We start from the raw sequence: 21,135 nt of genomic DNA, 5'->3' as shown, positions 1-21,135 counted from the left end.
GTTCCCTCACCGTTGCTATGAAGCGGGTATGTCGCGTGACTCCGGGGCCCGTGAGGCTGCATGCTGGCTCTCGTGACCTCCCGCCCCGCACCCCTGGCCCGCCCCGACGGCTCTCCCATCCGTGCCGTCGTCGTCGACGACGAAGCGAACCTCAGCGAGCTGCTGCGCATGGCGCTGCAGAACGAGGGCTGGGACGTGCGCACGGCCGCGAACGGACAGGAGGCGTGGGGTGTCATCCGCGAGTTCTCGCCCGATCTGCTCGTGCTCGACATCATGATGCCGGGCGTCGACGGCAGGGAACTGCTGTCGCGTCTGCGCGCGGCCGGCAACGACGCCCCTGTTCTGTTCCTCACCGCGAAGGACGCGGTGGAGGACCGCATCGCGGGGATCTCGGCCGGGGCCGACGACTACGTCACGAAGCCCTTCAACCTCGAGGAGGTCATCGTGCGTCTGCGCGGGATGGCCCGGCGCCACGTCGCCGCCGTCGCCGACGCCGACCCGCGGCTGCGCGTGGGCGACCTGTCGCTCGACGAGGAGTCCTACGAGGTCGAGCGCGGCGGCATCCCGATCAAGCTCACCGCGAGGGAGTTCGAACTGCTGCGCTACCTCATGCAGAATCCGCGGCGGGTGCTGAGCAAGGCGCAGATCCTCGACCAGGTGTGGAGCTACGACTTCGGCGGCAACGGCAGCGTGGTCGAGATCTACATCTCGTACCTGCGGAAGAAGATCGACACCCTCGGCGAGCCCCTCATCCACACGGTCCGCGGGGTCGGCTACACGATCAAGACGCCATGACGCACGGGCGATGGACCCGGCGCCGCTGGACGCTGCGGCGCACGCTCGTGGCGGGGACGAGTGTGCTCGTGGCCCTCGCCTTCGTCGTGATGAGCGTCGCGACGATCCTGTCGCTGCGCTCCTTCGCGTTCGACCGCCTCGACGAACAGGTGCGCGAGGGACTGTCGTTCGCGGCCGGACGGGGCGGCTTCGACGGGCGGAGCGATGCCGACCGGCCCCCGGGAATGGATGCCGCGAGCCCCGCGCCGCGGGTCGGCACCCTGCTGGTGGTGATCGCCGGCGACGGCTCGGTGCAGACCTCGGAGTACACGCGCGCCGACGGCACCGAGGTCACGGTGAGCGACGATCAGGTCGCCCAGCTGCGCTCTTCGGTCGCGACCGACCGCACACCGACGACCGTGGATCTGGGGGGAGACCTCGGCGCCTTCCGCATCGCGGCGGCCGAGAACGACGGCATCACGGTCATCGCCGGCAACTCGGAGGCCGATGTGACGGCGACCACCTCGGCGCTGACGGGGATCCTCGTCGCGGTCTCGGCGGTCACCCTGCTCATCGCGGTGCTCACCCTGTCGCTCTTCGTGCGGAGGAGCCTACGGCCGCTCGACCGGGTCGCCGACGTCGCCCAGCGCGTGTCGACGCTGTCGCTCGACGCGGGGAGCGTCGACATCCCCGACCGGGTCGCCGCGGCCGACACCGACGCCGATACGGAGGTGGGCCGGGTGGGCTCCTCGCTCAACGATCTGCTGGGGCACGTGCAGTCGTCGCTGGCCGCGCGTCAGCACAGCGAGGAGCAGCTGCGGCGGTTCATCGCGGATGCCAGTCACGAACTGCGCACGCCGCTGTCGAGCATCCGCGGCTACGCGCAGCTGTCGCTGGGCGAAGCCGGTCCGATGACCCCGACGCAGGCCCGCTCGTTCGACCGGATCGAGTCGGAGGCCGAGCGCATGGCATCCCTCGTCGACGACCTGTTGCTGCTGGCGCGTCTGGACGCCGGCCAGCCGCTGCGCCGCGAAGAGGTGGAACTGACCCTTCTCGCCGTCGACGCCGTAAGCGACGCGCAGGCGGCGGACGCCACGCACGAGTGGCGCCTCGACGTCACCGACGACCTCATATCGGTGCCCGGCGACGAGAACCGCCTGCGCCAGGTCGTCGCGAACCTGCTGCGCAACGCCCAGACGCACACGCCGGCCGGAACGGTGGTGACGCTGTCGCTCGCACGCGCGGGCGGCGAGGCCGTTTTGCGCGTCGCCGACACCGGCCCGGGGATCGACCCCGGCATCGCGGAGCGGCTGTTCGAGCGCTTCGCCCGCGGCGACGACTCGCGCAACCGCGACGCCGGCAGCACGGGCCTGGGCTTGTCGATCGCCCAGGCGATCACGGCGGCGCACGGGGGCTCGATCGCGGTCGAGAGCGCGCCGGGCCGGACGGTGTTCGAGGTGCGGCTGCCTGCGGCGTGAGTGGCCAGAGTTCGTCGCCGTCGCGCTGTTCCCCGCGACGAATTCTGGCACCTCACGCGATCGCGGGTCAGCCGATCAGGCTCGGCTGCAGATCCCGCAGCGTGCGGTGATGCGTCATGCGCGTCACGCCGATCGCGGCGAGCAGCACCCCGCCGACCATCCACGCGCCGAGCACGAGCAGGTCGTAGCCGACGCGGCCGACGTCTCCTCCGTACATGACCTGCCGCATGGCATCCACCACGTATCCCATGGGCAGCACGTGGTGCAGCGCCGCGAGGGGAGCGGGGAGGGTCTGCCAGGGGAACGTGCCGCCGGCCGTCACGAGCTGCAGCACCATCAGCACGAGGCCGAGGAACTGTCCCACCGATCCGAGCCACACGTTCAGCGCCAGCACGATGGCCGCGTACGTCGCCGAGGCGAAGATCAGGATGCCGAGGGCCGCCCACGGGTTCGCGAACGAGAACTGCAGCGCGACGGCGAGCACCGTGAACAACCCGACCATCTGCAGGGCGCCGAGGCCCGCCGGTGTCAGCCACCCGGCGAGGGTCACGCGCACGGGGGAGCGCAGCGCCGTCACCGCGCGCTTGGACACGGGCTTGACGATGAGGAACAGCGCGTAGATGCCGATCCAGCCGGCCAGGGCGGCGAAGAACGGGGCGAGACCGGCACCGTAGTTCTGCGCCTTCGTGACCGCGCTGGTGCCCACGGCGACCGGGTCGGAGATGGCCGAGGCCTGCGCCTGCCGCGTCGTCTGATCGTTGTCGGGGATCTGCTGCACCCCCGAGGCCAGCCCGTCGCGCAGCTGCGTGGCGCCGGTCGCGAGCTGGGCGAGGCCGGCGTCGAGCTGGCTCGCGCCGTCGCGCACCTGCGCGGAGCCGTCGCGCAGCGAGGCGGCTCCGGATGCCGCCGAGCCCGCGCCGTCGGCGAGGGCCGAGGCTCCGTCGGCCGCGGTCGCCGCGCCCGAGGCCACGGACGCACTGCCCGAGGCGACCTGTCGGGCGCCATCGTCGAGCTGATCGATCTGATTCACCGTGTTCTGGACGCGACCGTTGGCCTCGGTGAGCCGCTGACCCACGGGGTCGAGTCGCGACAGGATCTCGTCGATGCGGGCCTGGTCGAGCCCGGCGTCGGCGAGGGCCTTCGCGATGTCGGCTCGCGCCTCGGGCAGGCGGGCGGCGGCGTCGGAGGCGACCGAGCCGACCTCGCGCGCGGCGGCGTCGATGCGATCGACACCCCCGGCGACCTGCTGCGCACCGTCGGCCACCTGCGCGGCCCCATCGCGCAGCTGGGCGGTTCCGTCGCGCAGCTGGCTCGCCCCGCTCGAGAGCTGAGCGGTGCCGTCGGCGAGCTGCGACGAGCCGTCCGCGAGCTGCGACGAGCCCGAGACGAGCTGCGACGAGCCCGCCTTCGCCGAGTTCAGACCGTCGACGACCTGCGTCGCCCCGGTCGTGGCATCCACGAGACTGACCCGAACCGTGTGCAGGGCGTCGAGCAGCGTGAGTCCCGCCTCGTCGACGACCTTCTTCGCCACCGACGCCTGGATGCGGGCCACGGCCTGCGTGCCGATGGTCGAGGCGAGGTAGTTGTTGGCGTCGTTGGTGCGCAGCTCGATGTCGGCCTGGCGCGGGGTCGCGCTCGACAGCGACGCGACCGCCTCGGTGAAGTCGGCCGGAAGCGTCACGATGAAGTCGAAGTCGCCCGCCTGCAGCCCGGCGTCGGCGGCGTCGGAGCTGACCCGGTGCCACTCGAACGTGTCGCTGTCGAGCAGTTGATCGGCCGCCTCGTCGCCGAGGTTGCGTTGCTGTCCGTTGACGTCGGCGCCCTGATCGTCGACGACGAGCGCGACGGGGACGCTGGACAGGTTGCCGTAGGGGTCCTGGTTGGCCCAGAGGTACAGGCCGCCGTAGAGGATGGGCACGGCGAGCAGCGCCACCAGGGCGATCACCGACATGCGAGTGGAGGTCAGTCGGCGCAACTCCGCCGCGATCATCTGCGGGATCTTCATCGGACCTGTTCTCCTGCGTTCTCGATCGCGTCGATGGCCGTGCGAGAGGCCTGTCCCGCGATCACGAGCACCGCGTAGCCGCGCTCGGCGAACTCGCGGGCGATGGCCCACCAGGCCGTGGGCTCGCCGCCGTGACGGTCGGGGGCGACGAGCACCAGCGCCTCGACGTCCTTGCGCAGGGCGGCGAGTTCCAGCAGCAGGCGGATGCGGGCGGCCGGCTCCACGTTGCCGATCGGCAGCCCGGCGATCTCGTCGAGCCCGATGCCCTCCAGCCAGCGCGCGGCGGCGAACGGCGTCGGCGCGTGGCCGGCGAACATCAGTTCCTCGGCGACGACGCCGGTGACCGTGACGTTCGGTTCGGGTTCCGAGACGACCGGCGCATCGACCAGGGCGACGCGACGGCGCAGGGTCCTGGCATCGGCGTGCCCGTCCACCAGTACCGAACCGCTGTCGATGTTCATGCGGCCGGATGCCACGAGGCCCAGCACCGTGGGACGCTGCTCGGTCTCGGCGACGACCAGGGTCGCGCGCCCGGTCTCGTAGGCGGTCGACGTCGCGGGCAGCGCGCGCTCGGCGCGACCCTTCGCGACCGCGTTCAGGACGATTCTCACTGCGCCTCCAGTTCGGGGTACTGCGCCACCAGGTCGCGTGCTTCTGTCCACGAGAGTCCCGCGATGCCGAGCACGGCGCGCACGGCGATGGACCGGGCGGTGCTCGATCCGGCATCGACGCGGGCGACCACGGTGCGCCCGGTCTCTTCGAGCAGGCGCGAGAGCGTGGGCGCGGGAAGGTCGGTGCGCAACTCGCCCGACTCCTGGCCGCGACGCACGATCGCGTCGATGCGGCGGCGGAGCGGCGCGAGGGCGGCCGAGGTCTCGGGCAGGTGCGCGTCGTCGAGCGCGAGGGCTGCGGCGGCCTGCACGTGCGCGGCCTCGGCCCACAGCTCGGATGCCAGACGGGCGAGCGCGACGCGGGAATCGGCGTCGTCGACACGATCGGCGATGGCGTTGAAGCGGGCGGCGCCCGCGGCGATGACCTCGCGCACGATGGCGTTGCGGTCGTCGAAGTGTCCGTACAGGGCGCGCCGCGAGAGACCGGCGCGCCGCGCGATCGTGTCGATCGACGCGCGAGGGTCGTGGCCGATGACCGCGGTGGCGGCGTCGACGATACCGGCGCGGTTCTCGACGGCGTCGCGGCGGGTGGAAGTGGTCACGGTGCCTCAGTGTACGCCGAAAGTGCACGGTCGTGTGCAACTTCTTGAGCGGCGGCACCCCGCCCCCCGAATACACGAGAGCCCGCGACGTCGAACGCCGCGGGCTCTCGGGAGGACGTGCGGTCAGTCGGTGCCGGAGTCGAACGCGGCGGCTTCGCCCGCGGCATCCGTCGCCTCGGCGAGCCGCTCGCCGGCGGCGTCGAGGGGCGAGGCCGACTCGATGATCTCGTTCGCGCCGCCCGCGGCGACGTCGCCGACGAGCTCGCCGGTCGGACCGCCGAGCAGGCCCATGCTCGCGTACTGCTCGAGGCGGGCGCGCGAGTCGGCGATGTCGAGGTTGCGCATGGTGAGCTGGCCGATGCGGTCGACCGGGCCGAAGGCCGCGTCGCCGACGCGCTCCATCGACAGCTTCTCGGGCGAGTACGACATGCCCGAGGCCACCGTGTCGAGGATCGTGTAGTCCTCGCCGCGGCGCAGGCGTACCGTGACCGAACCGGTGATGGTCGAACCGACCCACTTCTGGATCGACTCGCGCAGCATGAGCGACTGCGGCTCGAGCCACCGGCCCTCGTACATCAGGCGGCCCAGGCGGCGACCCTGCTCGTGGTAGGTCGCGAGGGTGTCCTCGTTCAGGATGCTGTTGACCAGGCGCTCGTACGTGAGGAACAGCAGCGCCATGCCCGGGGCCTCGTAGATGCCGCGCGACTTGGCCTCGATGATGCGGTTCTCGATCTGGTCGCTCATGCCCAGACCGTGGCGGCCGCCGATGGTGTTGGCCTCGCGGACGAGCTCGACCGGGTCGTCGAAGCGCGTGCCGTTGATGGCGACGGGGCGACCGGCCGCGAACTCGACCGTGACGTCTTCGGTCTCGATCTCGACCGCGGGGTCCCAGAAGCGCACGCCCATGATCGGCTCGACGATCTCGAGCGAGACGTCGAGGTGCTCGAGGGTCTTGGCCTCGTGCGTGGCGCCCCAGATGTTGGCGTCGGTCGAGTACGCCTTCTCGACGCTGTCGCGGTACGGGAAGTCGTGGGCGACGAGCCACTCGCTCATCTCTTTGCGCCCGCCGAGCTCGGTGACGAAGTCGGCGTCGAGCCACGGCTTGTAGATGCGCAGCGACGGGTTGGCGAGCAGGCCGTAGCGGTAGAACCGCTCGATGTCGTTGCCCTTGTAGGTGGAGCCGTCGCCCCAGATGTCGACGCCGTCTTCTTTCATCGCGCGCACGAGCAGGGTGCCGGTGACGGCGCGGCCCAGCGGCGTGGTGTTGAAGTAGGTGCGCCCGCCCGAGCGGATGTGGAACGCGCCGCACGCGAGGGCGACGAAGCCCTCTTCGACCAAGGCCGTCTTGCAGTCGACCAGGCGCGAGACCTCGGCGCCGTACTGCGTGGCGCGGCCGGGGATCGAGGCGATGTCGTCTTCGTCGTACTGGCCGAGATCGCCGGTGTACGTGCAGGGGACGGCGCCCTTGTCGCGCATCCACGCGACGGCCACCGAGGTGTCGAGACCACCCGAGAAGGCGATGCCGACGCGCTCGCCGACGGGAAGGGACTGCAAGACCTTGGACATGCCCTCGATTCTATTGCGCCCCGCCCGCACACCCCGATTCGTGGGCGCCGCGGCGCGCGGGCGGCGCGGGTCAGCCGACCGTGACGTCGGAGATCGTGACGGGGGTGGCGGGGGCGCCGTCGCCGGCTCCGCCGGCCGTGCCCGCGGCGGCGATCGACTTCACCACGTCGAGGCCCTCGGGCGACATGGTGCCGAAGACCGTGTAGTCGGGCGCGAGCTGCGTGTCCTCGTAGACGAGGAAGAACTGCGAGCCGTTGGTGCCGGGGCCCGCGTTGGCCATGGCGACGGTGCCCGCGGGGTAGGTCTCGCTGCCGTCGAGCTCGTCGGCGAAGCGGTACCCGGGGCCGCCGCGGCCGGTGCCCGTGGGATCGCCGCACTGCAGCACGAAGATGCCCGACGTCGTGAGGCGGTGGCACTCCGTATTGGAGAAGTACTGCTGCTGCGCGAGCGAGACGAAGCTCTCGACGGTGCACGGGGCGCTCTCGCCGTCGAGGGCGATGGGGATGTCGCCGGCGGAGGTCGACAGGACGACGTCGACCTGCCCCGTCGGGCGGTCGGTGCCCGCGGCGGGCGGCGTGACGTCGACCGCCGGCTGACCCGAGGCGGCATAGGAGCATTCCCCGGCGGAGGCGCCCGCCGACGGAGCGGCCCCGTCGGACGCGCCTCCGGAGCAACCGGCGAGCAGGAGCAGGGCGGCAGCGGCCAGGGCCGCGGACATCGATCGCATACGCACGCTCCCAGGGTAGGTCGTCGGCGCGGCCCGCCCTGCGAGAACGCGTCGGTCTAGTTCGGGCGGATGCCGCGCGCCCGACCGATCGCCACGACGCCGACGGCGAGAGCGACGATGGCGACGGCGATGACCACGATGTACCCCGCGACGCTGCCCCACCCGCCGGTGCTGGGGTCGAGGAAGGGGTACGGATACCAGAACGGGGCGCCGGTGGTCGGGTTCGTCACCAGCGGCGCCCGCAGGAGCGTGTAGACGATCCAGGCGATCGGGAAGACGGCGGCGCCCAGGGCGGCGGTCCAGCGGAGACGGCGCCGGTTCGGCCCGAGGCACACGTCGAGGAGCAGGAAGAGCGGCCCCCACACGTGCAGGATCTCGTTGGACCAGCCCACCGTCTCGGGCTGCAGGGGGAGGCCGCGCAACAGCAGGTTGTAGACGATGCCCGTGACGATCATGTAGGTCGACACCCACGCCAGCACCGTCGCGAGCGCGGGCGGATCGACCTCGAGACGGCGACCGCGCACGAGGAAGCGCACGCCCAGCAGCACGAGCACGACCGCGGCCGAGACGTTGGAGAGGATCGTGAAGAAGCTGAAGAAGTTCGCGATCACGGTCGTGGTGTCGCGGCCGCGGGCGACGGCCTCGCCGAGCGTCGAGACGAATTGCGCGACGACGGCGACGACGATGAGCACGGCCACGGCGATCCGTGCGAGGTTCCATCCGGTGGCCCACCCGCGCGATCGTTGCATCGCCCCAGGCTAGCGGCGGTCCCCGTCGGTCGAGGGGGCTTGCGAGGGCGGTGTCGGACCCGCTCGGTAGGATGGGGTGACCGCCGGAATCAGACGCGAGGAGCGCACATGCCCGGAATTGTGATCGTCGGAGTCCAGTGGGGCGACGAGGGCAAGGGCAAGGCCACCGATCTGCTCGGTGAGCGCACCGACTGGGTGGTGAAGTTCAACGGCGGCAACAACGCCGGCCACACCGTCGTCATCGGCGACGAGAAGTACGCGCTGCACCTGCTGCCCAGCGGCATCTTGTCTCCCGGGGTGAACGCGGTGATCGGCAACGGCGTCGTCGTCGACCTCGAGGTGCTCTTCGCCGAGCTCGAGGCGCTGAACGCTCGAGGCCTCGACACCAGCCGACTGAAGATCAGCGCCAACGCGCACCTCATCACGCAGTACCACCGCACGCTCGACAAGGTCACCGAGCGCTTCCTCGGAAAGCGCATGATCGGTACGACCGGTCGCGGCATCGGCCCCGCCTACGCCGACAAGATCAACCGCGTCGGCATCCGCGTGCAAGACCTCTTCGACGAGAACATCCTGCGCCAGAAGGTCGAGGGCGCCCTCGACCAGAAGAACCACCTGCTGGTGAAGGTCTTCAACCGTCGCTCGATCACCGTCGATGAGATCGTCGACGACCTGCTCTCGTACGCCGAGCGCGTGCGCCCCATGGTCGCCGACACCTCGCTGCTGCTGAACGAGGCACTGGATGCCGGTGACGTCGTCGTCTTCGAGGGCGGCCAGGCCACCATGCTCGACGTCGATCACGGCACCTACCCCTTCGTCACCTCGTCGTCGGCGACCGCGGGCGGTGCCTCCACCGGATCGGGCGTGGGGCCGAACCGCCTCGACCGCATCGTCGGCATCGTCAAGGCGTACACGACGCGCGTCGGCTCGGGGCCCTTCCCCACCGAGCTGTTCGATGAGAGCGGCGACTGGCTGCGCTCGCGCGGATTCGAGTTCGGCACGACCACGGGCCGTCCCCGCCGCGTCGGCTGGTACGACGCGCCCATCACCCGCTACGCCACGCGCATCAACGGCATCACCGACCTGGTGCTGACCAAGCTCGACATCCTGGGCGGTCTCGACGAGATCCCCGTCTGCGTCGCGTACGACGTCGACGGTGTGCGCTACGACGACCTGCCGGTCAATCAGACCGACTTCCACCACGCGAAGCCGATCTACGAGACCTACCCCGGCTGGAGCGAGGACATCTCGACGGCCCGTACGTTCGACGATCTGCCGCAGACCGCGCAGGAGTACGTGCTCGCCCTCGAGAAGATGAGCGGCACCCGCATCTCGGTCATCGGCGTCGGCCCGGCGCGCGACCAGGTGATCGTGCGGCACCCCCTGGTCGACTGACGTGCGGTTCTGGGTCGGGGCCTACGCCGCCGACAGCGGAGCGGCCGAGGGCATCGGCCTGCTCCAGGCCGGCGAGGCCGACTCGCCGGCGGCCTCGGGCCCTCTCGGCATGGTCGGGACGGCCGTCGCCGCGCCCGGTTCGCCCTCGTGGGTCGCCGCCCACCCCACCCTCGACGTGCTCTATGCCGCGCTGGAGTCCGACGGCACGGTGCAGGCCTACCGCCGCAGCGCCGAGACGCGGCTGGCGCCGCTCGGCAGGCCGATCGACGCGGGAGCGGCGGTCTGCCACGTGGCGGTCGCCCCCGACGCCTCGCACCTGGTCGCCAGCTGCTGGGGCGACGGCCGGGTCGTGAGGATCGACCTCGATGCCGCGGGTCGTCCGTCGCGCCCCGTGATCGCCGCCGACGCGTCGGACCCCTACGGCGCCGGTCCGACGGGCGAGACGATCTCGACCGGCGCACGCGTTTCGGGTGCGGCGGTGCCCGATCTGGCTGCGGCCGCCCGGGCGCTGCGCGAGGCCGTGGGTGAGCAGTACGCGCACTTCGTGCCCGCGTACGACGACGTGCCCGTGACCGACGCCGAGTCCGAGGAAGCCGCGGCGGGCGAGCGCGTGTCGCGCGCGCACCAGGCCATCTTCCTTCCGGGCGGCCTGGTCGCGACGACCGACATGGGCCTCGACCTGGTGCGCTTCTGGCGCTCGGGCGCGGCGGGCCTGCGACCCGTGCAAGAGGTCGTTCTGCCCCAGGGCAGCGGCCCCCGGCACGGGCTGTGGCACCCCTCCGGGCACCTCTACGTCGTGACGGAGCTCAGCCGGGAGGTCTTCGTGCTGGCCGCCGACGTCTCGGGACGGTGGAGCATCGTGTCGGGGCAGCCCCTGATCGGCACCCTCGACGCCGACACGGCCGCCGAGCTGTGCGCGAGCCGCGACGGGGCGACGCTGTACGCCGGGGTGCGCGGGAGCGACACCGTCGGCGTGCTGTCGGTGCGCGGCGCCGGTGAGCAGCTGCAGCTCCTCGCGCTCGCCGACACCGGCACGCACTGGCCGCGCCACCACGTCGTAGTCGCCGACACGCTGCTGGTCGCCGGCCAGCTCGCCGACGAGATCGTCTCGCTCCCGCTCGATGTGCGCACCGGCATCCCGGGCCGCGTCCGTCACCGCACCCCGTCGCCCTCGCCGACCCGGCTGCTGCCGCTGCGCTGAGCCGCCCCAGCGGTCCGGCCCGCGTGCCGGTCCCGCCCGCTCAGAACGATTGCGCGGCGGGCTTGAGCGCCCACGCCTCGCGGTAGGCCTCGGCCTGCGTCAGCTTCTGCGCGGCGCCCTCGTCGGCCAGCACCGTGACGTGCGGGTGCAGCTGAATGGCCGAGCCGGGCAGGCTCGCCGACACGGGACCCTCGACGGCGCCGGCCAGCGCGGTGCTCTTGTCAGCACCGAACGCCAGCAGGATGAGGTGCCGTGCCTCGCGGATGGTGCCGATCCCCTGGGTGATGCAGTGGACGGGGACGTCGCGGGGGTCGGCGAAGAACCGCGCGTTGGCATCCCGGGTCGAGGCGGCCAGCGTCTTGACCCGCGTGCGCGACCCGAGCGACGAACCCGGCTCGTTGAAGCCGATGTGTCCGTTGCGCCCGATGCCGAGGATCTGGATGTCGACGCCGCCGGCCGCGTCGATGGCGCGGTCGTACGCCGCCGCGGCCGCGAACGGATCGGCGGCGCGGCCGTCGGGCACGTGCACGTGCGCCGGGTCGAGACCGAGCGGCACCGTCACGGTGCGGTCGATGACGGCGGCGTAGGACTCGGGGTGGTCGGCGGGCAGCCCCACGTACTCGTCGAGCGCGAAGGCCCGGACGCCCGACGTGTCGGTGCCCTCTGCGGCGAGGCATCGGGCCAGGTGACGGTAGAAGCCCTCGGGGGTGGAACCCGTCGCGACCCCCAGCACGAGCCGTGGCCGGGCCGCGATCTCGCGTGCGACGTGGGCGGCGGCGAGGGCCGAGGCCTCGTCGGCGGTTCGGGTGAGCACGACCTCGGCCATCAGACCATCTCCGTTCGCTCGAGGCGGCGTTCGCCGCTCGTCCGGTGCCCCGCGGTGACCGCCGCGCCCCACGCCCCCGCCCAGGAGCCCAGCTGCGCCCGGACGATGGGGGGAACGGAGTGGAAGGTCGCCTGGCGGTGGGCCTTGTCGACCGCGGGGTCGATGATCCAGGTCGGCGAGTTCGACAGACCGCCGCCGATGACGATCACGCCGGGGTCGATCATGGCCATCACGCTCAGCAGGCCGTTGGCCAGGGCCGTCGTCGCCTCGTCGAGGATCGCGCGGGCGGTGCCGTCACCCCGCTCGGCGGCGAGCACCACGTCGAGGGCGGTCGATGCCGCACCGACCCCGCGGGCGCGATCCCAGCGTGCGCCGAGGCGCGTGCCGCCCAGCACCGATTCCAGGCAGCCCGACTGTCCGCACGTGCACCTCTCCCCGCGCCCGGTGGCGAGGTGTCCGATCTCTCCCGCGCCGCCGTGGGCGCCCTTGCGGACCGCCCCGTCGACGACGTGGGCACCGGCGATGCCCGTGCCGAGGGCGAGCACGAACACGTCGTCGGCTCCGCGTCCGGCGCCGAGGACGGCCTCCGCGATCGCGGTGGCGACCCCGTCCTGCACGGCCTCGCCGGGGAGGTCGAGGCGGTCGGCCAGCTCGCGGGCGGGCGCGAGCCCCTCGAGCCAGCGCATGTTCGCACTGGTCGCCACGACGCCGGACGCCTCGTCGAGGATCCCGGCGACCGTGATGCCGAAGGCGTCCGCGCGGTCGTCGGCGAGGAACGCCCGGGTGAGGGCGGCCAGTTCGTCCATCGCGGCGGGTCCGCGGGGGGTCGGCGCATCGTCCGTGCGCACGTGCTCGAGCCTCCCGCCCACCTCGCGCGCGAGCAGCAGCTTGACCCGCGTGCCCCCGTTGTCCACACCCAGAAGAAGCGTCATCTCGCCCCCTCGGTCGACCGCAGGATGCCGAACAGGCGACGAGCCTCGTCGGGATCGACGGTCTCGTACCCACCGCCGTCGATCGCGGCGGAACCGAGCGCGACGCCCGGACGGCCGGTCACGGACCGCTTGGCCGACGCGTGGACGGCGTCGACGCCGGTCGCGGCGATCCGCGCAACGTTGTCGGAGCGCACGCCGCTGCCCGCCATGATCTCGATCCCGCCCCCCGCGCGGCCCACCAGCCGCCGCAGAACGTCGAGCGCCTCGTGCGCCCGAGCCGCGCCGCCCGAGGTCAGCACGCGCGTGACGCCGAGCTCGGCGAGGCGGTCGAGACCGGCATCGAGGTCGGACAGGTTGTCGAACGCGCGATGGAACGTGACGTCCGCGCCGCCGGCGACGGCGACGACGCGGTCGACGAGCTCCTCGTCGATCCCGCCGTCGCGCAGACCGCCCACGACGACACCCGCCGCGCCCAGGGAGTGCGCCCACCGCACGTCGTCGACGATGAGGGCTCGCTCGGCGTCGTCGTACTCGAAGTCGCCCCCGCGCGGGCGCACGAGGACGTGCGTCGGGATGCCGGAGGCGGCCGCCGCCTCGATGAGTCCGACCGAGGGGGTCAGCCCGCCGAGCGACAGGGCGGCGCACAGCTCGATGCGGTCGACGCCGAGCTCGGCCGCGACGGCGATGCCCGCGGCATCCTGGACCGCCATCTCGAACGCGGTCATCGCAGCACCGTCGCGCTCAGGTCGGGAGCGGCGTCGAACGCGTCGAAGGGGAACATCGGTCGCTCGATGCGGCGGTGACCCAGCCGGCCCAGGTCTTGATCGACCGGGCCGGGGGTGAGGGCGAGCGTCCAGCCCGCGGCGATGTCGTACAGGGTGGGCTCGAGGTAGCCGATCTTGGTCACGACGATGTCGGTGGCGAGCGGGTCGATGCCGACCGCCCGGAAGTGGTCGGCGGCGTGGAACGCCTTGCGCCGCTCGGTGACGATCACCCGCAGGGCGCCGACGCCGATGACGACGACGCGGCCCGCGACCGGATCGTCGTACCGCCCACGCAGCACCCCGGCGATGCGCACCGGTCCGCTCACGCGGTCGTCGACGCGGGCACCGGCCTCGACCTCGACCGACGAGCCCACTTCGGCGCCGTCGAGCGAGGCGACGGCCGAGGCGTCGAAGATCGAGGCCACGGCCACCGTGAGGTCGTCGTCGGCGCCGGTGAGACGCTGGTCGCGCAGCAGTTCGTGCAGGGTCCACGTGACGTCGCCGGAGCCGCCCGCGCCCGGATTGTCGCCGGAGTCGCTCACGAGATACGGCCGAGCGCCGCCGGCGGCTCGATGCGCGAGACCCGCCGACACGCCCTCGGCCAGCGAGCCGGGCGGTCCGACGAACGAGAAGTCGTCGCGGGCGTCCCACAGTGTTTGGGCGAGCGTCTCGGCCTGCTCGACGATCGTCGACGCGTCGGCGCCGCTGACGATCACCGTCGCGTGACAGCGGGGTTCATCGGCCCACGCGTAGCCGATCCAGATCGACGCGTCGGTGACGCCCGGCATCCGCTCCACCTGATCGAGACGCGCATAGAGGCTCCGGGCGGGCTCCACACGGGTGGACGTCTTCTCGCCGGGGAGCAGGATCGGCACCCGCACCCAGGCGCGTGCCGGGCGTTCGTCGCGCCCCACCCACTCCAGAAGCGTCCGCGCCGCGCGCTCGCGGGTGTCGTCGGCGTCCTCGTGCGGGGCCAGGCGGAAGCACGTCGGCAGGTCGACCGCGCGTGCGAAGCGCTCCGAGACGTTCCCGTGCAGATCCATGGGTGCGGCGATCAGGGGCTCGGCCCCGACCACCGCGCGGACGGCCTCGACGAGGTCGCCCTCGGCGTCGTCCATCCCCTCGACGCCCATCGCTCCGTGCACGTCGAGGTACACGGCATCCACCTCGCCCGCGTCGGCGAGGCCGGAGACGATGCGAGCGCGGAAGTCGTCGTACACGTCGCGGCGCACCCGGCCGCCGGGGATCGAGCGGGCGTAGAAGACGCCGATCCAGTCGGCCGCATCGCCCAGGGGCCTGCCCGCCGCGAGGAACGGGTACCGCGTGAGGACCTCGTCGCCGCGCAGCACGACGAAGTCGTCGTGGCCGGCCCGGTGGGCAGCGTACGCGCTGGACTCGATGGCCATGCCGGCGATGACGATCCGGGGGAGTCGCGCGGTCATCGCCCGCCCAGACCCGACGTCGCGATGCCCTTGACGAGGTGCTTCTGCAGCGCGATGACGAGGATCGTGGTGGGGATCATCGAGATGATCGTGGCCGCCATCTGCAGGTCCCACCGCGTTCCGCTCTGCGTGGCGAAGCTCGCGAGGCCGATCGGCAGGGTGCCCAGGGCGTTGTAGTCGTTGACGGTCACGAGGGGCCAGAGGTAGCTGTTCCAGTAGTTGAGGAAGGTGAACACGGCCAGCACCGCGAGCGCCGAGCCGGCGAGGGGCAGGATCACCTGCAGGAACGTGCGCACGGGGCCCGCGCCGTCCATGCGCGCGGCTTCTTCGAGCTCGAACGGGATGCCGCGGAAGAACTGCCGCATGAGGAACGTGCCGAAGGCGGTGAAGGCCCAGGGCAGGACGAGCGACTGGTACGTGTCGACCCACCCGAACCACTGCATGACGACGAACATGGGGATGACCAGCACCTCCTGCGGCACCATCAGCGTGCCGAGGAACAGCACGAACACGACGTCGCGCCCGGGCCAGCGCAGGCGCCCGAAGGCGTAGCCGGCCGTCGCCGACACCGCGAGCACGACGAGCACGCCGGCGACCGAGACGATGAACGAGTTCGCGATGTAGGTCGTGAACGGCGCGAAGCTGAAGACCTCGACGAAGTTCTGCCAGCGCACCTCGCTGCCGATCAGCGTCGGCGGCGCCAGCAGCACCTCGTTCGAGGGCTTGAGGGCCGAGAAGAACGCGTAGATCAACGGGGCCGCGAAGATCACGGCCGCGACGATCACCGCGAGGTACGCGGCGATCAGGCCGACGCGCTCGCCGCGGGAGACCGGCTGGCTGCGCCGGCGACCGCGTCGGCCGCCGCGGGGACCCTCGACGGCGGTCGCGGGCGACAGCGGCGTGGGGCGGTGGGTCTGTCGTAGGGTCTCAGTGCTCATAGTGCACCCACCTCTTCTGCGCCCGGAACTGCAGCGCCGTGATGCCGATGATGATGACGAACAGGATCCACGCGCCCGCGGCGGCGAGACCGAGGTCTTGGAACTTGAAGCCGGTGTTGTAGATGAACATCACCAGCGGCACCGTGGAGGTGCCGGGGCCGCCGCCGGTGAGCAGCTGCGGCTGCGCGAACACCTGCATCGACGAGATGATCGTCATCACCGCGGCGAAGAAGATCGCCGGGGAGATGAGCGGGATGATCACCTGGGCGACGAGGCGGATGCCGCGGGCCCCGTCGATCTGGGCGGCTTCCACCACCGAGGTGGGGACCTGCTCGAGCGCCGCGGTCAGCACGAGCATGTTGTAGCCCATGCCCGCCCACACGCTCATCGCGACGACGGCGAGCATGGCCCAGTTCTGGTCGACGAGGAAGTTCGGCAGCTCCCACCCGAAGAGCGAGACCGTCATGCCGTTGAGCAGCCCGTCGGGCTGCAGCACCAGACGCCAGATGAGCGCGCTCGCCACGATCGGCGTGACGACGGGGATGAAGAACAGCACGCGGAACAAGGCGCGACCGCGGATGCGGGGTCCGAGGAGCAGCGAGAGCCCGAGCGCCACGATGAGGTTCAGCGGCACGTAGAGCAGCGTGAACACCGCGGAGTTGCGCAGCGCGGGCCAGAAGTCGGGCGACGAGGTCAGCAGCGTCACGTAGTTGTCGATGCCGACGAACGCGCGCTTGCCGAAGATCGGCCAGTCGAACAGGCTCATCACGATTGCGAGTCCCACGGGGAGGACGGTGAAGACCGCGAGACCGAGCACGGCCGGGGTGATGAAGCCGAGCGCCTGGCGGCGTTCCCTCGTCTCGATCGTGCTGCGGCGCCGTCGCCGCGGGGCGATGGAGGATTCGGTGACCATCCGGTGGCCTTTCGTCAGGAGGAGGCCCGCAGTCGCAGCTCGATCACGGGGAGTGCGACCGACGGCGGCTGGACGGGGAGCTTGAGCGTCAGGGTTCCGGGCGCGGGCGCCGCGGGCAGGAGGTTGAAGGCCTGCTGATCGGCGGGGATGCTCTCGAACAGCACCTCGGACCCGTCGTCGAGGAAGCGCGCGAACTCGACCCGGTCGGCGAGGTCGGGCAGGTGCAGCAGGCCGAAGGGCCAGTCGAAGAGGTGGGCGTAGAGGCGGTCGCCGCGCTGGGTGTAGACGACGCCCGACGGTGCGACGAAGCGCGAAGCGCCGGCCCCGCGGATGGCATCCGCGTGTCGGGTCATCCACTCACCCACTTCCGACAGCAGGGCGGCGTCGCGCGGCGCGATCTCGCCGCGGCCGGTCGGGCCCACGTTGAGCAGCAGATTCCCGCCGAGCGCGACGGAGCTCGCGAGCATGCGCACGAGCAGGGCCGCGCTCTTGCCGTCGTGGTTGTCGCGGTGGTAGCCCCAGCTGCCGTTGATCGTCTGGCAGGCCTCCCACACGAGCGGGACACCGTCGCGCTCGAACGGGCGGACCGGCTGGTACTGCTCGGGGGTGACGAGATCGGCGGGAATGCCGAGGCGATCGTTCACCACCATGTCGGGCTGCAGCTCGCGGCACATCGCCAGCAGGGTCTCGGCATCCCAGTCCTCGGGCGACTTGCCGGGCAGGCCGTCTTCTTCGGCGGGCTCGGTGAAGTCGAAGAAGAGGTAGTCGAGCGGACCGTAGTCCGTGAGCAGCTCCCGCACCTGAGCGTGCAGGTACTCGCGGTAGATCGCCATGTTGCGCTCGGCGTTGCGCTCGGCGACGTCGGCGGCGCCGCGCTGGGGGTGGTGCCGGTCGATCGTGTAGTGCGGGTGCGACCAGTCCAGCAGCGAGAAGTAGATCCCGACGCGCAGGCCCTCGGCGCGCAGCGCGTCGACGTACTCGCGCACCAGGTCGCGGCCGCAGGCCTCGACCGCGTTGAAGCCGGTCGTTGCGGTGTTCCACAGGCAGAAGCCCTCGTGGTGCTTGGCGGTGAGCACGACGTAGCGGGCGCCGGCCTCGCGGGCCTGGCGCGCCAGGGTCGGGGCGTCGAAGAGGTCGGGCTCGAAGAACCGCGCGTAGCGGGCGTAGTCCGCGGCCTCGATGCGCTCGTAATTCTGCACCCACTCGTGGCGGGCGGCCACGCTGTACAGACCGAAGTGGACGAACATCCCGAAGCGATCGTGGACGAACCAGTCGGTGCGGTCGTCGGTCATGGCGGTGCTCCTGCGTGACGAGGGGGACGGGATGAGAGGGAGGCGGCGCCCGGCGGACGCCCCCTCCCGGGGGACTCAGTTGCCGAAGCGCGACTCGAGGTTCTCGAGCACCGACGACATGGTCGCCTGGCCGGTGTAGACGCTCACGAGCTCGTTCGGCGTCGCGGTCGCCACCTGCGTCCACTGGTCGGTCACGCGCTGCGACACGGCGCCCTCGAACGCGGCGGTGAAGGCCTGCGTGAGGTTGTCGCGGGTGGCATCCGGAAGGGCCGTGAAGAACTCCGGCTGGCTGGCGAGCTGGGCCGGGTAGCCGCCCTGCTCCGCGATCACCGACTGCACGTCGGGGCTCGACAGGGCGCCGAGCACCTTGAGTGCGGCCTCCTTGTCCTCGCAGTTGGCGGCGATGCCGTAACCGGAGCCGAGGGCCACGCCGTACGCGCCGTCGTCGCCGCGCGGGATCCGCACCGCACCGGCCGAGAATCCGAGGTCGGGACCGGTGAGGGTGGATGCCATCCAGGTCCCCTCGATGATCATCGCGGCCTTGCCGTTCTCGAACTGCGTGGTGGTCCACGCCGAGTCGGAGGCGGAGGGGACGGCGTCGGAGACTCCGAGCTTGGTGACGAGGTCGCCGTAGCGGGTGGCCGCCTCGACGAAGCTCGGGTTCGTGAGGTCGAGTGCGCCGGAGTCGTCGACGGGCTGCAGCCCCGTCTCGGCCATCGGGAGCGAGAGCCACTGGAACTCGTCGACCGAGACGGCGAAGCCCTTCGCGCCGGCTTTCGCGGTGATCTCGCTCGCCGCCTTCTCGAAGTCGTCGATCGTCCAGTCGTTGGTGGGGAGCGGGGCGCCGGCCTGGGCGAACAGATCGGCGTTGTAGAAGAGCAGCATCGCGGCGGTGTCGTAGGGAAGGCCGTAGAGCGTGCCGCCGTTCTCCATGACGCTCAGTGCGCCCGGGTTGTACGCGTCGCGCGAGATCCCCATCGTCGACAGGTCGTCGTCGGTGAGCTCGTCGAACACCTCGGTGTATCCGGCGAGGCGCTGGCCGTTCATGCCCGTGACGCAGGCGACCTTGCCCGACGCCATGTTGGTGTTCAACTTGGTGAAGTAGTCGGCCCAGGGAGCGGTCTGCAGCTCGATGGTGATGTCATCGCCGACGAGCTTCTGGGCGACGGCCATCTGGTCCTTGAGCTTCTGCTCCGAGGCGGTGTCACCCGCCCACATGTTCCAGACGATGGTGGTCTTGCCGCCGTCGGCCGCGCCGCCGCCGGAGGCGCAGGCGGTGAAGCCCATCGCCGTGACGGCGACGAGGCCCGCGAAGGCGATCCGTTTCGTGTGCATGGGGGTTCCTCTCGGGTGCGGGCTGCGGAGTTCGGGTCCGGCGAATCAGCCCGGGACATCGGATGATTAGGTCTTGGGGGGAGGCTAGCGGCGCGGACGAGCACCGCTTCATTCCTTAATCGACCTGTTACATACATCGGATGAAGTCACCATTTCGACTTCAATCCGTGAAATAAGTCAGGCGTTCGACCGCGTCAGGTTGTCGATGGAGGCGGCCGAGAGCAGCTCGTCGCGCACGAGAAGAGCGGCTCCGCGCGCTCCGATGTCCCAGCCCTCTTCCGACGCCGAGACCTCCAGAGACGAGGTCGACAGGGGGAGGCACAGGTCGTAGATGCTCGAGCGCACGCCGGCGACGAAGGCGTCGGTCGTGGCGATGATGCCGCCGAGCACGAGCCGCTCGGGGTTGAAGAAGCCCACGACGGTGGCCAGCACGCTGCCCGTGCGCAGACCCGCTTCGCGCAGCAGACGCGTGGCGAGGGGGTGCCCGTCGTGAGCGAGCTCCGACAGCTGCGCCACGTCGTCGATGCGGATGCCGCCCGCCGTCATGGCCTCGCCGATGGCGCGCCCGCCCGCGATGGCGTCGAGGCAGCCCACGCGACCGCAGACGCAGGCCACGGTGGAGCCGGCCACGGCGATATGGGTGATGTCGCCCGCCACCCCCGTCGCTCCGCGGTAGAGCGCGCCGTCGACGATGATGCCGACGCCGATGCTCGAGCCCGCTTTGACGACGAGCATGTTGCGCGATCTCCGGCCTCCGGCGATGTGCTCGCCGAGAGCCATCGCGTTCGCGTCGTTCTCGCAGCGCACGGGAACGCCGGCGATGCCGCCGAGGATCGCCGAGGCATCGATGCCGTTCCATCCCGGCATCCGCGAGGGCGAGATGATGCGGCCGTCCGGCACGCCGACGGGTCCGGGAACCGCCAGGCCGATGCCCGCCAGGGTCACGGGCTCGGCGGCCGCCTCGACGAGCGAGAGCACCTCGCGATGGATGCCGCGCAGCACCACCTCGGGCGCCCGCGAGATGTCGAGGGTCATGCGATGACGGGCCACGCGGGTGCCGCGCAGGTCTTCGAGGATGATGGTGGCGTGCGCGGCGCCGAGGTCGATCCCGGCGACGACGCGTCCATCGCGTGCGAGGGCGAGGTTGCGCGGGCGACGGCCCCCACGCGACGCGGTCTCGCCGGCCTCTTCGACGACGCCGAGGGTGAGCAGTTCGTCGACGCGCAGCGTGATGGTCGAGGGCGCCAGCCCGGTCAGTCGCGAGAGGTCCGACCGGGAACGAGCCAGGCCGTCGCGGATGAGCGAGAAGACACCGCCCGTCGAGGCGAGGTGGCGATAGGGGGCGCTCATGGGTGTGCTCCGGTCATGTCGACGTCGGTGACGAGATCATCGCACGCGTCGGCGCCGACGGCGCGCACGTTCCGGAGCCGGGTGAGCGCGCAGACGTCGGACATCTCCGCCCGCCGGGGATGGGTGCGCGCCGGCTTCGACCGGGTCAGCGACGGACCGGCTCGGGATGCCGCTATCCCCGCGCACCCGTCATGCGCACGCTCGCGAGCACCGGGGCACGCCCCGGCGGCGACCC

General features: G+C 71.6%; 19 protein-coding genes. 4 read left to right on the top strand and 15 right to left on the bottom strand.

Annotated features, from left to right (window positions below; all coding sequences use genetic code 11):
• Positions 1-60: 60 nt before the first annotated feature.
• Both IFU40_RS01700 and IFU40_RS01695 read left to right on the top strand, forming a co-directional pair.
• A complete protein-coding gene (locus IFU40_RS01700) occupies positions 61-795 on the top strand; it encodes a response regulator transcription factor (RefSeq protein ID WP_055832233.1) in 735 nt (244 codons plus the stop codon).
• A complete protein-coding gene (locus IFU40_RS01695; RefSeq protein ID WP_191925169.1) occupies positions 792-2,252 on the top strand; it encodes a sensor histidine kinase in 1,461 nt (486 codons plus the stop codon). The genes IFU40_RS01700 and IFU40_RS01695 overlap by 4 nt, the downstream gene beginning before the upstream one ends.
• A gap of 67 nt (positions 2,253-2,319) precedes the next feature.
• Here IFU40_RS01695 and IFU40_RS01690 read toward each other — a convergent pair whose 3' ends face one another.
• From IFU40_RS01690 to IFU40_RS01665, 6 genes are all read right to left on the bottom strand, one after another.
• On the bottom strand, positions 2,320-4,257 hold the full coding sequence (locus tag IFU40_RS01690) for a YhgE/Pip domain-containing protein (RefSeq protein ID WP_191925168.1): 1,938 nt from the start codon (positions 4,255-4,257) through the stop codon (positions 2,320-2,322).
• Entirely contained in the window at positions 4,254-4,868 is a 615-nt protein-coding gene (locus IFU40_RS01685; protein ID WP_191916613.1) for a hypothetical protein, read from the bottom strand. The genes IFU40_RS01690 and IFU40_RS01685 overlap by 4 nt, the downstream gene beginning before the upstream one ends.
• Entirely contained in the window at positions 4,865-5,470 is a 606-nt protein-coding gene (locus IFU40_RS01680; RefSeq protein ID WP_055832225.1) for a TetR/AcrR family transcriptional regulator, read from the bottom strand. The genes IFU40_RS01685 and IFU40_RS01680 overlap by 4 nt, the downstream gene beginning before the upstream one ends.
• A gap of 123 nt (positions 5,471-5,593) precedes the next feature.
• Positions 5,594-7,036: an argininosuccinate synthase gene (gene argG / locus IFU40_RS01675; RefSeq protein WP_055832223.1), complete on the bottom strand. Its 1,443-nt coding sequence runs from the start codon at positions 7,034-7,036 to the stop codon at positions 5,594-5,596.
• Positions 7,037-7,106: 70 nt separating this feature from the next.
• On the bottom strand, positions 7,107-7,763 hold the full coding sequence (locus IFU40_RS01670) for a peptidylprolyl isomerase (RefSeq protein WP_191925541.1): 657 nt from the start codon (positions 7,761-7,763) through the stop codon (positions 7,107-7,109).
• A gap of 56 nt (positions 7,764-7,819) precedes the next feature.
• On the bottom strand, positions 7,820-8,512 hold the full coding sequence (locus IFU40_RS01665; protein WP_191925167.1) for a Pr6Pr family membrane protein: 693 nt from the start codon (positions 8,510-8,512) through the stop codon (positions 7,820-7,822).
• Between the two features lie 108 nt (positions 8,513-8,620).
• Here IFU40_RS01665 and IFU40_RS01660 point away from each other — a divergent pair, with 108 nt between their 5' ends.
• On the top strand, positions 8,621-9,907 hold the full coding sequence (locus IFU40_RS01660) for an adenylosuccinate synthase (protein WP_055832218.1): 1,287 nt from the start codon (positions 8,621-8,623) through the stop codon (positions 9,905-9,907).
• 1 nt (position 9,908) lies between these two features.
• Entirely contained in the window at positions 9,909-11,108 is a 1,200-nt protein-coding gene (locus IFU40_RS01655; RefSeq protein WP_191925166.1) for a beta-propeller fold lactonase family protein, read from the top strand.
• Positions 11,109-11,148: 40 nt separating this feature from the next.
• Here IFU40_RS01655 and IFU40_RS01650 read toward each other — a convergent pair whose 3' ends face one another.
• The 9 genes from IFU40_RS01650 to IFU40_RS01610 all read right to left on the bottom strand — a co-directional run bounded on the left by IFU40_RS01650 (position 11,149) and on the right by IFU40_RS01610 (position 20,900).
• A complete protein-coding gene (locus IFU40_RS01650; RefSeq protein ID WP_191925165.1) occupies positions 11,149-11,934 on the bottom strand; it encodes a glucosamine-6-phosphate deaminase in 786 nt (261 codons plus the stop codon).
• Positions 11,934-12,866: an ROK family protein gene (locus tag IFU40_RS01645; protein ID WP_191925164.1), complete on the bottom strand. Its 933-nt coding sequence runs from the start codon at positions 12,864-12,866 to the stop codon at positions 11,934-11,936. The genes IFU40_RS01650 and IFU40_RS01645 overlap by 1 nt, the downstream gene beginning before the upstream one ends.
• Positions 12,863-13,591, bottom strand: a complete 729-nt coding sequence (locus tag IFU40_RS01640) for a copper homeostasis protein CutC (protein WP_191925163.1) — start codon at positions 13,589-13,591, stop codon at positions 12,863-12,865. Before IFU40_RS01640 ends, IFU40_RS01645 begins: the two co-directional genes overlap by 4 nt.
• A complete protein-coding gene (locus IFU40_RS01635; RefSeq protein WP_191925162.1) occupies positions 13,588-15,072 on the bottom strand; it encodes a M81 family metallopeptidase in 1,485 nt (494 codons plus the stop codon). The genes IFU40_RS01640 and IFU40_RS01635 overlap by 4 nt, the downstream gene beginning before the upstream one ends.
• A complete protein-coding gene (locus IFU40_RS01630) occupies positions 15,069-16,010 on the bottom strand; it encodes a carbohydrate ABC transporter permease (protein ID WP_191925161.1) in 942 nt (313 codons plus the stop codon). Before IFU40_RS01630 ends, IFU40_RS01635 begins: the two co-directional genes overlap by 4 nt.
• Complete coding sequence (locus IFU40_RS01625; protein WP_191925160.1) at positions 16,000-16,923, bottom strand: carbohydrate ABC transporter permease; 924 nt, start codon at positions 16,921-16,923, stop codon at positions 16,000-16,002. Before IFU40_RS01625 ends, IFU40_RS01630 begins: the two co-directional genes overlap by 11 nt.
• A gap of 14 nt (positions 16,924-16,937) precedes the next feature.
• On the bottom strand, positions 16,938-18,215 hold the full coding sequence (locus IFU40_RS01620) for an alpha-L-fucosidase (RefSeq protein ID WP_191925159.1): 1,278 nt from the start codon (positions 18,213-18,215) through the stop codon (positions 16,938-16,940).
• 75 nt (positions 18,216-18,290) lie between these two features.
• On the bottom strand, positions 18,291-19,550 hold the full coding sequence (locus tag IFU40_RS01615) for an ABC transporter substrate-binding protein (protein WP_191925158.1): 1,260 nt from the start codon (positions 19,548-19,550) through the stop codon (positions 18,291-18,293).
• Between the two features lie 177 nt (positions 19,551-19,727).
• Positions 19,728-20,900 carry an ROK family transcriptional regulator gene (locus IFU40_RS01610; RefSeq protein WP_070408841.1) on the bottom strand — a complete coding sequence of 391 codons (1,173 nt, stop codon included), beginning with the start codon at positions 20,898-20,900 and terminating at the stop codon, positions 19,728-19,730.
• Positions 20,901-21,135: the final 235 nt, after the last annotated feature.

Source organism: Microbacterium sp. CFBP 13617 (assembly GCF_014839445.1).
Taxonomy (GTDB): Bacteria; Actinomycetota; Actinomycetes; order Actinomycetales; family Microbacteriaceae; genus Microbacterium.
This window is presented reverse-complemented; position numbering and strand designations above follow the sequence as displayed.